The 15,219-nt window shown below is 39.1% G+C and carries 10 protein-coding genes; 1 reads left to right on the top strand and 9 read right to left on the bottom strand.

Features of this window, described 5'->3' with window-relative positions:
• Window positions 1-4: 4 nt before the first annotated feature.
• The 4 genes from ACSBFT_RS21685 to ACSBFT_RS21700 form a co-directional block, all read right to left on the bottom strand.
• Window positions 5-2,926 (bottom strand): reprolysin-like metallopeptidase, encoded by a 2,922-nt coding sequence (locus ACSBFT_RS21685; RefSeq protein ID WP_489602411.1) that lies wholly within the window; start codon window positions 2,924-2,926, stop codon window positions 5-7.
• Between the two features lie 404 nt (window positions 2,927-3,330).
• Complete coding sequence (locus tag ACSBFT_RS21690; protein WP_489602412.1) at window positions 3,331-5,364, bottom strand: ComEA family DNA-binding protein; 2,034 nt, start codon at window positions 5,362-5,364, stop codon at window positions 3,331-3,333.
• Window positions 5,361-6,170: a PorV/PorQ family protein gene (locus ACSBFT_RS21695; RefSeq protein WP_489602413.1), complete on the bottom strand. Its 810-nt coding sequence runs from the start codon at window positions 6,168-6,170 to the stop codon at window positions 5,361-5,363. Before ACSBFT_RS21695 ends, ACSBFT_RS21690 begins: the two co-directional genes overlap by 4 nt.
• A 248-nt stretch (window positions 6,171-6,418) precedes the next feature.
• Window positions 6,419-7,576, bottom strand: a complete 1,158-nt coding sequence (locus tag ACSBFT_RS21700; protein WP_489602414.1) for a DUF8457 domain-containing protein — start codon at window positions 7,574-7,576, stop codon at window positions 6,419-6,421.
• Between the two features lie 91 nt (window positions 7,577-7,667).
• Between ACSBFT_RS21700 and ACSBFT_RS21705 the strand changes: the two genes are divergently transcribed.
• Window positions 7,668-8,288: a thymidine kinase gene (locus ACSBFT_RS21705; RefSeq protein WP_463046047.1), complete on the top strand. Its 621-nt coding sequence runs from the start codon at window positions 7,668-7,670 to the stop codon at window positions 8,286-8,288.
• Between the two features lie 6 nt (window positions 8,289-8,294).
• On the opposite strand, the gene ACSBFT_RS21710 is transcribed toward ACSBFT_RS21705, so the two are convergent.
• The 5 genes from ACSBFT_RS21710 to ACSBFT_RS21730 form a co-directional block, all read right to left on the bottom strand.
• Window positions 8,295-10,385, bottom strand: a complete 2,091-nt coding sequence (locus ACSBFT_RS21710) for a molybdopterin-dependent oxidoreductase (protein ID WP_489602415.1) — start codon at window positions 10,383-10,385, stop codon at window positions 8,295-8,297.
• A 115-nt stretch (window positions 10,386-10,500) separates the two neighbouring features.
• Window positions 10,501-11,562, bottom strand: coding sequence for a hypothetical protein (locus ACSBFT_RS21715; RefSeq protein WP_489602416.1), 1,062 nt, complete (start codon window positions 11,560-11,562; stop codon window positions 10,501-10,503).
• Window positions 11,563-11,613: 51 nt separating this feature from the next.
• Window positions 11,614-12,159, bottom strand: coding sequence for a CHASE3 domain-containing protein (locus tag ACSBFT_RS21720; protein WP_489602417.1), 546 nt, complete (start codon window positions 12,157-12,159; stop codon window positions 11,614-11,616).
• The gene (locus ACSBFT_RS21725) at window positions 12,146-12,706 is read right to left on the bottom strand and encodes an RNA polymerase sigma factor (RefSeq protein ID WP_463044896.1); all 561 of its coding nucleotides are present in this window, start codon (window positions 12,704-12,706) and stop codon (window positions 12,146-12,148) included. The genes ACSBFT_RS21720 and ACSBFT_RS21725 overlap by 14 nt, the downstream gene beginning before the upstream one ends.
• 197 nt (window positions 12,707-12,903) lie before the next feature.
• On the bottom strand, window positions 12,904-15,210 hold the full coding sequence (locus tag ACSBFT_RS21730; RefSeq protein ID WP_489602418.1) for a M1 family metallopeptidase: 2,307 nt from the start codon (window positions 15,208-15,210) through the stop codon (window positions 12,904-12,906).
• Window positions 15,211-15,219: the final 9 nt, after the last annotated feature.

The following is a 15,219-nucleotide window of genomic DNA, read 5'->3' on the forward strand; positions in this document are numbered from 1 at the left end:
AATTTTAATTACACCCGCCAATTTGAGCTTTAAAGACTGCTCCACTTCTTGCTTCAAATCCTGGGTTCATTTCTACCTTTTTACCGGCATCATAAGTTACATTTCCACCAGTAAGCTTATTTGTGGCTGAAATTAAACCTGGGTTAGTGACATTACTGCTTTGGAAAGTTAGTGTACCGGAAGAAATGTCGTTTGCCGTAGAAACTAGATTTAAGGTACTAGGACATGGACCTGCTGTAATTATCAAAGTCTTGGAATTGTTGCTAAATAAGATACAAGACCCAGTGTTATAGGCAGCAGCTTCTGAGCCACCAACAAATGAGGCGGTGTTTGTACCATTGGCGTATGACAGTCCTTTGACAGAATAAGACCCACCAGACAGACTAGTGAAGTTGGCTGTTGCGGATACGGCAGCAATATTTCCCGTTGCATTGTTTATTGCCGCATAGGTATAAGAAAAGCCTCCTGGGTAAGTTGCTGTTTGTATAATATCTCCTCCTCCAGAAAAAGAAAAGGCTCCGTTTGCAGAAGCATCTTGAACATAAATAACCAAATAATATGTAGTACAAGCTTGAAGGGTTATGTTTTCTATAGAGCTACCCCAAGAAAAACTGCCACCGTTCATTGTCAAACTAGAGCCAACAAAACCGGTACAGTTCATATTTGAATTAGATAAAACTGTCATGTAATGAGTCCCATCACCTGAAATACTGTAAGTGCCAGTAGAAGTAACTTGAAATGGAACTAATATCGACGGGTCTGTAAAGTTTGTCACACATCCTCCACCCTGATTATTTCCAACAATGGCTCTTGTTGCTTTGGCGGCAAAAGAGAAGTTGAAGTTTTTGCTTGTGTTTATACTTCCCGCAGAATTCGTTAGGGATAAATTAAAAATTGCATTACCTGGACTTCCTGAAACGATATTGGTGGGACAAATAAAGGAGGCTACCGCCGCACAAGATGAGGTGATAGTCAAATTGGCATTATTGATATCAAACCATTCAAATCCATTGCCACCAATGCTTGATATTTTAATCCTTGCTTTAGCTGTAGCTGGGAAATTGGATGGGATGGTGACAGCCTGAGTTCCGTCGTTTGGTGTAGAAGCCAAAAGTATGAATGGAAAGCTAGTTCCATCAATAGACATGGAAATTTTAACATTGGCCGATAAGGCGTTTGTGCCATTTACATCCCAGTTTACGGTAATGCTGCTGCCAGCTGCCATAGTAGAAGCAGTATTATGACTTGTTATTTGAAATGGTCCTGTAGCGTTTACGGTAACTACCAAGGGTTGAGAATCAACACCTCCGCCATTTGCCTTATTATCTCTAGCTGTAAGCCTGAAGTTCATGGTTCTAGCTACCTGCGGTAAATCTTCGCCTTCATTATCCGCTGGATTATTGGCGTTGTTAAGAATAAAATTAATGTCTGGAAAAGTTCTAGAGGGTGAACTGGAAATTCTACTTCTAAAGAGTGGGGCCGAAGCTGTACTGTTTACTGCAGGGTAACCTCCTGTGCCGTTTATAGAACTTCCCAAAGCCCCCTGGTCACTACCAGTAGCATTATCCATTTGTTCCCAAGTATAGCTTAACACATCGCCAGCATTGGCATCAGTTGCACTTCCGGTTAGAGAAAACGGGGTTCCTTTTGGAATAGTAGCTGCAGAGCCAACACTGACTACAGGCGGAGTGTTTCCTGTAGCCGCGGTGGTAAAACAATTACTAACTCCGCTCATTTTGGTGAAAATCTGGTCAAGGCTTTTTGCGTGGAAGTAAGATTCGTTGTTTGGTGAGGTTAAAACATAATTTGTAGGAGAGGAACAGTTGTTTCCATAAGCCATGAGTGTGCTTCCACTTCCAGGTTCTACTGCGGTGTTACTGTCCCATCCGCCAGTGCAAAATGAGGTATTACCGGGACTACCTCCAACAGCATTATAGGTATGCCATGCATTAAACTGGTGCCCAACTTCGTGGGCAAAAACACCAACAATAAGTCCTAAAGAGGAGCCAGTGCCAAATTCTGTCCAGCCAACAGATTTGCTACTATTTACACAGGGAGAACCTCCTCCAGTTCCTCTAGCACCTCCGGATGTAGTGTAATGATTAAAAGTGTGCCCCATATCATATTCAGAATACAACAAGGAAGCATTTCCATTCATAATGTCAAAGCCATCTTGGCTGTCACCGGCATCTCCAAAGTTGGTGTTTACGTTGAAAGGGTCTGTATTAGGGTTTGTGAAGATTAATGACAAATTAGTGGTTTTCGTGATGACGCTAAATTGCATGGATGCTTCTACTTGATAGATTAGGTTGGTAGCGTTCATAATGGCCACTATTCTATCTTTTGCCAATGCTTGACTTCCATAGGCAGCTGTCATTTCTCCTGTGGCGGCTCCTGCAAACCTGTACGTTCTCATTTGAGTACCCACAGGGAAATTAGCAGCACTCAATATCTTCCCATTGTTATCCGTAATCTTACTTTCTGACGGGTTTGATATGCCGCATTCTCCAGTTGGGCTTTCATTTATATTGTAAATGCTATACCTGCCTTCTTTAGCATCAATGGGTTCAATGATATAATAGCCGTTTTGGTACCTCATGATAGCAGTAAATCCGCTAGGTGTTAGGCTACAGCGAGCAATGGCACTGCCATCAAAATTCTGGGCGGAAAAAGTTAAAATATCAGAGGGTTGGGTCTCCATAAGAGCGGAGTAATCAAGCTTAAAAGTGGTCATTTTACCAGTTGGTAAAGGAAGTTCTAGGTTTAAAGACAGTGTTTCAATGGATGCGGTGTGCTGAATTGCGGCCCGATGAATAGCGTCAATATTAATGGAAACTTCTTTTCCGAATGCTAATTTTTGGGCGTTAGATGAATAGGAAAATGACAGTGCGATAGAAACGCAAAGGAGAGTAAATATAGTTTTCATGGCAAAATAGGGTTTGAGTCTTAACTTCTAAGTTATGGTTTTTGTATTAGATTTTTTTGAATCGAATTTGAATTTTATGGAATGGTAAATCGGGTTTGGGGCACAATAGCTTAATTCTGTTATTATGCTAAAACCTTATGAGGCACTAGAAAGCTTATGATTGATTTAACCCGGTTTATGTATTGGATAATCGCAATGAGTGTTTTATAAGGCAATAAATCAATCTTGAGGTTCACCTACATCCGTATCTATGGTTTACTATATTTTATCGGCTAAAGTGCCTGAAATATGGTAGCTTAAGCGTCTCCATATGCTGTAATAGAAAAGTTTTTGTTCTTTAATGTCAAAGGATTAAATCCTTGTAACATCGGGAATTTAAAGATATGCTCTGTTTCTTAATAGCCTCAAAACCTGTACCTCATCTGTAATTTCACGTCTGTTCTGTGTGGAACATCCAGCTCATTATTACCAGAACTAATGGTATCAGTATCTTTCAGTGATGTACGGGCAATCCTGGCCCAAATGTCGATGTTTCTATTCACCGAATATCTTCCTAATAAATAGGCTCTGTAACCCTTGCCAAAGTAAGCAGGAAATGAAACCGTGTAAAGCACGTCATTTTCGTAGGCGTAGATTCTAGAATCGTAAGAGTCCGTTTTGAAAAGGGCTATTCTACTTTTAATTTGAAACCGGCCTATGTTTCCTTCTAAGTCTTGAATAAGTGCTACTCCTTTAGATTTAGGAAGACCGTCGTATTGAAATGCGTTATACTGCATCCTTGTTTGTGATTTTAGCTTCTTATTGAAGTTAAATTCAAACTGTGCCATTAAGTTTTGGCGGGTTGTTTTTACCAAATAATCAGATACGGTTATATTATCGGGGAAGTTCTTCTCCTTTTGTTCTCTATGATATTGTGTATAGAAAATCCATTTCTTGGTAGGTTTTAGGGTAAACCTTAATAGGTAATCGTCTCCGTCAGATGGACCATCCACCAAGTATCTTAACCAAGGGAACTTGAATTTGTCGTAAAATGCAGCAAAGGTATAGCCTTTTTTAGGCGTATATTTTATGCCGGTATAAATACCTTTTTCATTGATAGTTCGGCTTCCCTCCCCAAAAGCGTTGGCATAAAAGCTATGAAAATTACGGTCATAGTTTCTGAAATTTAAGGCCCATTCTATTTGCGGGCTTAAGGAGGCCACAAAACCACCAATCGCCCCAATTCCGCCACTCGAAGAACGAGCGGCTTCACCGAAAAAATTAAAATTTTGCCAGGAGTATGAAAAATTTGGACCCACCACCATGTTTTGATTTCCTTTAAATTCAAAAACGGCATATTCTCTAAATGTTCTTTCTAAAAGCCCACTGTAACTCGTATTCAGCACCGTGAATCCTATATGCCCATTAGCGTGTCGCCATTTTGCATTTAGTCCCATGCTTGTTTCTTTTAGTCCACCTTTTTTATCTATTTCGGATGCCGTTCTGTGTAAGCCAGAGGCAGAAATGGAGCTAAAAACATCTTCTCTATCCTCTATTTCAGTATTTATGCTTGCGTCTCTTTTGGTTAAAGAGCCGAAAGCCGTTAGATCTACCTTACCCATTTGAAATGTGGCTGCAGCCCCTCTTAAAAAGCCTCCTTCCAAAACAGAGTTATGAGATCTTATACCCAAATCACTTCTTCTGGTGGTGTAAATGGGTTCTGCTCCTTTGCCAGCGGCATAACCTCCAGCCATAATGAGTCCCTGACCAAACTGGAGTTGATAATCTCCAATAATGGCACTCTTGAGTCTCCCTTTGTTCTGAAGTAAGAAATGAAAGGTAGTGTAATCTGCAATGTTGGGCTCACCTTGATCTTTTTCCATAATAAACCCCAGGCTAAAATCTTTAGCGTGCTGCAATCGATAACGGGCATAAAGCTTTTGGGGTGAACCTAAGTATTTGTTTTCCTTAAATCCTTTCGCTTTTTCTAAGGTTTGTTCTGTTCTAATAACCAAGTAATGGTCTGTGGCTCTATTAAAGATTCCTTTAACATCATTTGTAGAAATACCATTACTCACGCTCACAAAAGGGAGTAGTGTTTGAATGGTTTCAGAATCAAAACCCGCAATGGTCTGGAGTTCATAAAGGCTGAGTAATCTACCATACTTTTCTATGTGAGCATCGAAATTATTAATCTGGTCCTCAGAAAGGACAAATAAGCTTCTGAGTTCGTCTGGTGTAGTTTTGTTGAGGTCAATGGGGTTGAGATAAAACTGTAATAAGGCTTCGTATAAATCATCATAGTTAACGTCTTCTTGTTGTGTGGCTACTAGCCTTTGAATAAAGTTTTGTAGATCTATTTCCACTCTGGGAGCGTCCAAACGTGTCATTTGAGCTTTACCGATATGTATTATAAAGAAAGCTATAATGGTCAATATGTATTTGATTTTCAGTCTCATTTAAGCTTTTTTGGAAAGTTTAGCTGCAAACTGAAATGATGCGAAAGCCCTAAAGTTGGATGCGTGTTAACGGCATAATCAAATTGCCATTTTTTATAGGCGTATCCTGTTCCGAAGTGATTGGTTCTTACGCCTGAGTTTATTCCTGTTCTAAGGAAGAAGTTTTCAAAAAGCATATATTCTAAACCGGCTTTTAAAAAGGGGTTTTGCTTTATAATATATTCGGTTTCTGCCGAAATGGTAATCTTAACGTTGGGTTGAAATGCCCCTCCTAATCTTAAAGTGGTGGGTATTTTCTGGAAAGAAGATAATGCAGCACCTGTTAAATTAATGGCCTGAAAGCCTAGCCTAAACGCTGAGGAGAGTTTTGCCATTACCCCAAACTCGGTTAATAGGGTATTATGAGCGGAGATATTTTCCATTACCACTCCTAGATAAGAGACTTTCACGCCTAATGAAACGTTGCCTGTGTTTTTGGCTACGGCTATGCCGACTTTGTTTTCATTGTATTGCTGATCGCCAAAACGTTCCGCTCCCAGAGCTAATGTTCCCCATTTTTGAGGACTCACGGCAGATAAAGAAAGGGTTGAAAGACCGACTATATCAAACCGAGAATCATAAGACGAATTAACAACAGTATTTTCTAAAAAGCTTAATCCAGCAGGGTTGTAAAAGAAGGTTTGACTGTGCGATAAGGCCACCATGGCATGCCCCATTCCCCAGCTTTTACCTCCTACATTTGAGAGGCCATTTTGAGCAAAACTGAGGGTAGTTGTGATAAAAAAGTATAAAAGGGTTTTCTGCATGGAAATGAAAAATAACCCTTTTTAGGCAAATTTAGAAAAATAATTCAAATTCGTTTTTAGCCCTTATGTCGAATAAATGACTCAATTTGCCATCATGTTTTGTCTTTTTGTGAAATGAATATTCCTTGAAATGCCTTTAGGATTCATTTTAAAGCGTATTAATAAGCTTCGGTCTAGCACAAAAAAAGACTCCTGAGTTTGGAACCCAAGAGTCTTATTAATTTTTGAAAGAAATTAAAAGTTTCTACTTAATTGAATTTTCGCTCAATGAGGGCATAAAACTCTTCTGCTTCTGCAGAGTTACTATCCCACTGGAATCTAGAAGCTATTTCCTGGTTGACATGGCTCATGGCTTCGGTGAGCGAGCTATAGGTGTCTAAGGCTTCTATAGTTCTGTTATAAGCATCCTGATTTCCGCTAAATAGATTGTTAATAAACAGGAAACGCTGATTTAGAGAAACACCACTTTTAAGGCTATTAATCTTGGATCTGCTATGAGAATCTAAAAGGCTGGTGTTTGTTTCTGCCACTCTTTTATCGTTTAATGTTTGGCTACCATTTAGTAACCTATCATTAAAGCTGATGTTTTCAGTTACCGCTGCTTTGAATTTAGCCTCTGGCCTATAAGCTTCCACAGGTTTCTCTACGGTTGGCATTTTTACCGTAACAGGCTCTGGTCTTTCCATAACCATGGCACGCTGAATGACCACATCGGGCTTTTCTTGAGAAGGTTGTAATTTCCTTTCCTGAGAAATAGAGGCCTCGAATGCCTCCTCAAAGAATGACTTATTGGCATTATTACTACTCAGCGTTAATTTAAGTATGCCATCAAAATCTTCCAAAATTTCGGATGCGTCTTCTAATGTATATTTATTGAAAATTTCAGACAAGCTTTCTATGCCCTGATTGGCATAGATGGGGCCTCCACTTAGCTTGCTTTCTAGTTCAGTTAATACATCTTTGTTGATAAGAAAATACTTTTTGTTGGCGTTAATCCACTCCGCAGTCAATTTGAACTCGGGTAGATTTCGCATTAAATTTTCAAAATAACCTTTTGGTTCTATTGCGAGTTGAAGCGTATCCTGAACGGACTTTGCCAATAAACTCTCAAATTTATCTCTGCTGACAGAAATAAATTTAGACAAGGTATTCATGAAATCCTTTAATGCTATTTTAACTTCTTCGTTTTCAAAGTCAAAAAATGGACTCTTTAACCGACTACTTTCTTCTTGCCATTTTTCAAACAAGTTTCTGATAACTAATAGGTTAAGTTGCTTTATCTCTGTTATCTTCAGAATGTCTCCACCAGAGATGGTTTTCTGATTTTGGAAATACTCATTGCATATGAGATTAGAGAAAGCTTTTGCGTAAGTTTCGACATCTGCCGAATTCCATTTGTACGTCATTTTCAAATTCGTTTCTTTTGTAGGAGCATGTAAGTGAAGTAAAGTTACAAAAAGTGCTCCACTTTTAGCTAAACGAAAAAAAAGTAAATTTATGTTTATCGAGCCAAAAAGAGATAGTTCAAAAGACCAGAAGATGGGATGGGTGGAACTGATATGTGGCTCCATGTTTAGCGGAAAGACAGAAGAGCTAATCAGAAGGCTTAATCGTGCCAAGATAGCCAAACAGAATGTAGAGATTTTTAAACCGAGTATTGATACCCGATACGACGAGGAAGACATTGTTTCGCATAATAAAAATGCCATCAGATCTACTCCTGTTAACTCTGCGGCAGAGATATTACTTTATACCGGAAACTGCGACGTGGTAGGCATAGATGAAGCTCAGTTTTTGGATAAAGGTGTGGTGGAGGTTGTGAATAAACTGGCAAACTCGGGTAAAAGAGTGATCGTAGCAGGCTTAGATATGGATTCTAAAGGTGAACCCTTTGGGCCAATGCCCGCTCTAATGGCGGTAGCAGAATATGTCACCAAAGTACATGCCATCTGTGTGAAATGTGGAGATATAGCTCATTTCTCTTATAGAAAGGCCGTAGATGAAAAACAAGTACTTTTAGGCGAATTAGACAGTTATGAGGCCAGATGCCGTAGGTGTTTTATTCTGCCTAAAGAAACAGAAACAGATGTGGAAATGGATTCCACATCCGTTGGTTAAATTTTATTAAGCGGCAATCTCAATATATACCCTTACATTACTAAAGGCTGCATTTCCTGTAAGTTCATCTATAAGCAGGTCGTCTGTGAGGTCGTTTACACTTACGCCTGGGTTTTTCTGAGCTACACGTAGCTTTATGTTTCCTTTTTCGTGACCATAGCCATGTGGGATTACGAGTACGCCTGGCATAATGTCTGTGGTCACCTCAGCTTCTATACTGATTTTTCCTACCCTAGATGTAACAATAACTTTATCTCCAGAGCTAATGCCTTCTTTTTCTGCATCGGCAGGGTTAATGAGAACTAAACATCTATTTTTTCCTTTTTGAAGCAATTCAGAATTGTGCATCCAACTGTTATTATCTCGCAAATGCCTTTTACCAATAAGTAGATAACCCGCTTTTTTTTCTGACCACTGCTTTAAACGATTGAGGTCTTCCATCAATAATTCGGGACACAGTTTAATTCGTTTATCTTCATTTCCGAGACGTTCAGGTAGCTGCGGTTTCAAAGGACCAAGGTCGATGCCATGCTTTTGCTCTTCTAAATCTTTGAAGCTTAGTTGGTAGTCGTTTTGTTTGAGACTAATACTTAGCATTTCTTCAGGTGTGTAGACTTTACCACCGTTTTGTGGCGGTACGCCTGCAGCATTTGCCAGAGCTTGTCCTAACTCCTGAAAAATTTCCCAATCGTATTTGGCGTTTTTGTGTTTTGGAAATAGGGCAGGGGAGTATTTGGCCGTGTTTCTTACCGCTAATGCATTAAATGTTAGGTCATAATGAGACGTTTCTATACCTGTGGCGGGAGGTAAAATAATATCTGCGTGTTTGGTGGTTTCGTTTAGGTAGATGTCAAAACTCACCATATATTCTAACTTTTCTAGAGCCTTGTCTAGTCTATTACCATTGGTAATTGAGAGTACTGGATTTCCACAGCTGGTCATCAACATTTTTATTTGACCTTTCCCCTCGGTTTCAATTTCTTCCGACAAGCATGCTACAGGCAATTCACCCAAAAATTCCGGAAAGTTTCTTACGTTACTTTGCCATCTGTTATATCTGTCTTTAGGTTTGGCTTTACCAATAAAATCTACCAAGGGCTTCGTGAATAACAAGCCACCTTCTATATCCAAGTTGCCAGAAACGATGTTTATGGCATTGATGAGCCAATTATTTAATCCACCAAAGGCTTGGGTGCTTATGCCCATTCTCCCATAAAGAGCTGCTTTTTTTGTTTGGCTTATTTGTGTAGCCAAATCTTTTATGGTGCTTTGGTCAATGCCCGTTTTTTCAGCAGCAATGGCGATATCAAAGCTTGCCATTGCCAGTTTTAATTCGGCCAGTCCGTCTGTAAAATCTTTAAGATGATTCATATTGATCAAATCCTCATCAAAAATATGTTTTAACATGGCCGTAAATAACCAAGCATCTGTTCCAGGTTGAATGAAAATGTGCTGGTCTGCCTTTGCTGCGGTTTCGGTATAACGAGGGTCTATAACGATGATCTTGCCCCCTCTTTCGGAAATTGACTTCAACCTATTTCCAATGTCTGGAACGGTCATCATGCTGCCATTAGAAACCATTGGATTTCCACCAATGATGATGAAGAGCTCTGTATGGTCAATGTCGGGGATGGGTATCAACATGGGATGCCCAAACATTTGCCATGAAGCAAAGTGATGGGGGATTTGATCTGAAGAGGAGGCAGAGTAAATGTTTTTGGTTTTGAGGGCTTTGAAGAATCTAGGTCCAGTGAGTGTGGTTCCTAAATTATGAATACTGGGATTACCCTGATATACGGCTATACTGTCTGGGCCATGCTTTACATTAAGTTCTACTATTTTGGTAGCTATTTCTTTATAGGCCAATTCCCAAGAAATGGGCTGCCACTCTCCATCAACCTTTTTTATTGGTGTTTTTAGTCGGTCAGGGTCTTCGTATATTTCTTTAAGTCCGTAGGCTTTAGGACAAATATGACCTCGGCTAAAGGGGTCCTTTTTATCGCCTTCTATTTTAATTATCTCTTGGTTTTCGTGCGTAATCTTTAGTCCGCACATAGCTTCGCAAAGGTTGCAAGTTCTATAATGAAACTGCTGCATTTTATTTTATAGGGTTTGTTGAAGAAACTAAATATAACGATTTAGTGGCATTATTGAGCACAAAAAAGGGTCTGAATATTTCTATTCAGACCCTGTGTTTTTTAGAAATGCTAAATTACTTGACTTCCACTTTCCCGTAGTTGGTGGTAAGATGAACCTTGGTGGCACGTTCGGAGTTATCGCCACCAATAATATAGTTTTTCTGAGAGCTGTTCGGTGAATTAATCAGCTGAATTTTAGATTTCTCGTTCATCACCACATCCGTGTTCTTACAGTTTGTTCTTAAATCGTAAGTGCCTTTAAGGCATAGTGGTAGCTCAAAATTGGTATAAGAAGTGGAAATTTGAAGTTGTTCCACATCTTCCAGTATTTCACCGAGTTTAAAGTCTTTTGAGTAGTTAACCGTGAATTCGCAAGATTCATTAACTTTTCCTATATATCCTTTTGTATAAGTCGCTTTTATGTGGGAGTTATTAGCTTCCAAAACCTTCAAACTACCGCATGTATTGGTCATAGAAACGTTTTGAACTCGGTCTATGAGTAATGATGTTTGTTTAGCTTTTAGTTCCCCTCCAGTCATGGATTTAATAAAGGCTTTACCAAAATTCACGTCAATAACGGAACTAGAATTTTTTATATGGTCTGTATATAAATTACCATAATCCTGTTTTACTTTTAAAACGGCATTAAACGCTGGAATATAAACATCTCCATGAGAGTTGTTGACCGAGAGGTTATGGTTTTCTGGCATATAGACTTGGTAATCAACCCTAAGGAAATTCTTCTCGTCTTCTTTGCTTATGTTATTGCCAAAGGCTGATTTATAGCAATTTAGTTTTGTTACAAATCGGGCTTCTCCCCCTTCTTTGACACTTTGAATATTTACAATATTCAAAAAAGCGTCTAGTTTTTCTACGGTGGGAGCATTGGCAGTAATGGTAATATCTACCCTCACCTGATTCTTGTTCCAAAATTTTACTTTAACATCTCCAAAATGATTTTCTATGCTTACAGGGTCTTGAGTGTCTAGCTTATAAGAGTAACTAACAGATTTCTTTTTTTCTATCAGGTGCGTAAACTCACCGCTACCAGGTTTTACATCAATACACGTACATAAGTCGCCAGCCATGGCAGTGTAGCCTGTTAAAAGCAAAACACAAATGATGAACTGTTTCATTATTAATAATTTAAATTAAACGAGAATAAATGCCGCATTTCTAATTGACGGCTAGACAATTACTTTTTTGTCTTCTTCTTGCCTTTTCTTTATTATAATGTCTAATTGCTGATCTAAAAGTTGCATTTGCCACTCTAGATTGTCAATCATTCGGTTTAAAATTTCCTCCTGGTTAGGATTATTAGGCAAGTTGCTTTTTAAATCTTCAAATGATCCATTTAAAGATTCTAGATCCTCCTGAAAATCTTTCATGAGCTCAGGGTCGCTTAAAGCGTAGGCATTAAGTTTCTTTTTCTTAGCGTCAATGAATGAGGTATACTGGATTACCTCTGAACCGTATTTTGGACTGAGGGTAATGATTTCGTTATTTTCAGTTACGGGTCTCCAGTATTTCCCTGCCGTGTACCCTATACTGAGAAGAAGGATGACAGAAGCGGCGGCTCTCCAGTTAAACCATCTTTTGGGTACAAAAGCTATTTCTTTTGGCTTTTGAGTTTCTGAAAGCTGTTGTTCAATCTTTGACCATAAATCCATACTTGGCTCATGATGGTCAAAGTTCTCCCTGTTTTTTTCTATATAGTTTTTAAGCTTGTCCATTGCTCATTAATTGTAATAATTTCTGTTTTGCTCTCATGTATTGTGTTCTTGAGGTGCTCTCACTTATGCCTAAAAATGTGGCAATTTCTTCATGATCATAGCCTTCAAAAAGGTACATACTTAGCACCGTTCGGTAGCCATCCGGCAAAAGGGGCATTGCCGTGTTGATGAGTTCTATTTTGTACTTTTTGTCATCATCGTCGTACCAAGGTTCCTCTATCTCCTCTACTTGGTATTTGTGGTCTTCAATATCCACTAAATCCAGTTTTTTTGACCGAAGGTAATTAATGGATTTATTCACCACTATTTGCTTCAGCCAAAGACCAAATGATGATTCCATTCTAAAGGAATCAATTTTTGTAAAGGCGTCAATAAAGGCCTCTTGCAATACATCTTCTGCTTCGCCTTGTTGTTTTACAAAACGCATACAGGTATTAAGCATGGCTTTAGAGTAGAGCTTATAAAGCTGGTACTGTGCCTTGCGGTCGCCTTGCTTACATTTCTCCACTAATACGGAGTTCTTTTCTATGTATTTATTAGGTGTCAATCAATTTCGGCACCTCTACCCGCACGAGGGAATAATTGTTTTGTTCAAATTTGGTCAAGTTCGGGTATACTGAACCGCCGTAAAGCTATGTCTAAAAGTCTGATTGGAAAAGGGGATGTTGCACGAATGGCAAAATAAGTGGACGAGCTATAAAAAAACATCCGGCAGTTTAGGTGCTGCCGGATGTCAATAAAAACTTACTTTTGAGCAGCTTCCTGCATAGGGTTTACAGCTCTTCCTCTATTTGATTTATAAAGTTCAAATCTACTTGGCTGAGCTTGTCCTCTTGGATAAGTATTATTAGAGGTATCTATATCCGCTATTTCTAAGAAAGGGTCAAGCGTGAATTTCACTACTTTTTTAGCCGTAGGAATAGTTTTAGTAATTTCCTCTGCATTCTTTCTCCATATTTCTGCTGGAAACCTCATGACTTCGTTAGTGCCATCTTCATAATCCAACTGAACAATTACCGGCATCACCAAACCGCCTTTGTTTTTGATATGCAAAGCATAAAAGTTTGTTCCTTCTTCTATGATTACTTTATCATCCTCGGCTAAACTGGCTTTGTATTTTTCAAATCTAGCTTGATCTTGTGGCGTTACTTTATATGGGTCAAAAGTACTGTAGAAATCTTGGTATCTTTTGTCGCTTTCTTCCACGGTACTTTTGATATCCGTTTTGTTTCTTTCTACAGATGTTGTATTTCTTGAGATATCATAAGCTCTTTTTTCGTCGGCCTTAGTTACTGCAGGGTCTTGGGCATCTGCCACAAACCATTCCACACCAACTAACTCTTGGTCTACCGGGTTTGTGGTATAAAACCACCCTCTCCAAAACCAATCTAGGTCTACGCCAGAGGCATCTTCCATAGTTCTGAAGAAATCAGCAGGCTTAGGGTGTTTAAATGCCCATCTTTGAGCGTATTCTTTAAAGGCATAATCAAAAAGCTCTCTGCCCATAACCGTTTCTCTAAGAATATTTAGAGCTGCTGCTGGTTTTCCGTAGGCATTGTTTCCAAACTGGATTATTTGTTCAGAATTGGTCATGATGGGCTGCATCATAGAAGGGTCAGAACGCATATATTCCACTATGCTCTGTGCTTCTCCTCTTCTAGAGCGGAAGTCGCTATCCCATTCTTGTTCTGCCAGGTACTGGCAGAAAGTGTTTAGACCTTCGTCCATCCATGTCCACTGGCGTTCGTCAGAATTGACAATCATCGGGAAGAAGTTATGACCTACTTCATGAATAATTACGCCAATCATTCCTTTTTTGACATCATTAGAATAGGTGCCATCTGTTTCTGGTCGTCCACCATTAAATGAAATCATTGGATATTCCATACCTCCACCAGCGGTAGAGTGACAAGAAATGGCCACTGGGTAAGGATACTCAAAAGTACGCTCACCATAAGATTTCATGGTATGCTCTACTACTTTAGTGCTGTATTGACCCCAAAGTGGGTTTCCTTCTTTACCGTAAACAGACATGCTCCATATTTTACGGCCATTATTATAAACGTCGGTTTGCATAGCATCCCAGATAAATCTTCTAGAAGAAGCAAAAGCGAAGTCACGCACATTTTTGGCTTTAAATTTCCAAGTTTGTTTCTTGTCAGACTTCTTTTTTGAAGCTTCGGCGGCTTCTTCTGGCGTAACTATCAACACTGGACTGGTGGCTTTTGCAGCCTCTTCCATTCTTTTATTTTGAGCTTTCGTAAGTACTTGACTATAGTTTTGACACTCGCCAGTGGCTACTAATACATGATCTGTTGGTACGGTAATCTCCACTTCATAATCACCAAAAACAAGGGCAAATTCTCCATTACCTACAAACTGTTTGTGCTGCCAGCCGTTTACGTCGTCATAAACTGCCATTCTTGGAAACCAATGAGCTACAAAATAGTTATAGCTATCATCCTCTTTAAAATACTCAAAACCCGAACGGCCGTAATAAGCAGCCATATTATATGACCAGTCAATTTTAAATGCGAATGATTGTCCTTTAAGTAAGGGCGTTGGTAAATCAATACGCATCATCGTGCTATTAATGGTATATTTTAGGTCTTTACCTTGTAAATCCTTCACCAAGGTAATGTCATAACCCCGCTCTCTGCTTTTGTCCACATCACCAAAAACGGAACTGGCAGATTGTAAGCCATTAATTTGACCAGATGTCATTTTAGAATCAATGCCACCCGTTTTAGAAAGTGCATTGATAGAATTGTCCTTAAACATATTCATGTCTAACTGCACCCAGATGTATTTTAAAGGGTCTGGAGAGAAATTATAATAAGTAACTTCTTCGGAGCCAATAATTCTTTGATTTTTATCATCCAGTTCCACTTTGATTTTATAATCGGCTTTTTGCTGGTAATAAGCATGTCCAGGAGCTCCAGAACCTGTTCTGTATTCGTTTGGACTTGGTAAATCTTCTCCAAGTTGCTCAAAAAGACGTGTGCTTTTAATCTGTGCGGTAGCGAAAGATATACTGATAATGAAAGTCATAAGACTGGA

The organism is Arcticibacterium sp. SM2516, assembly GCF_057914865.1.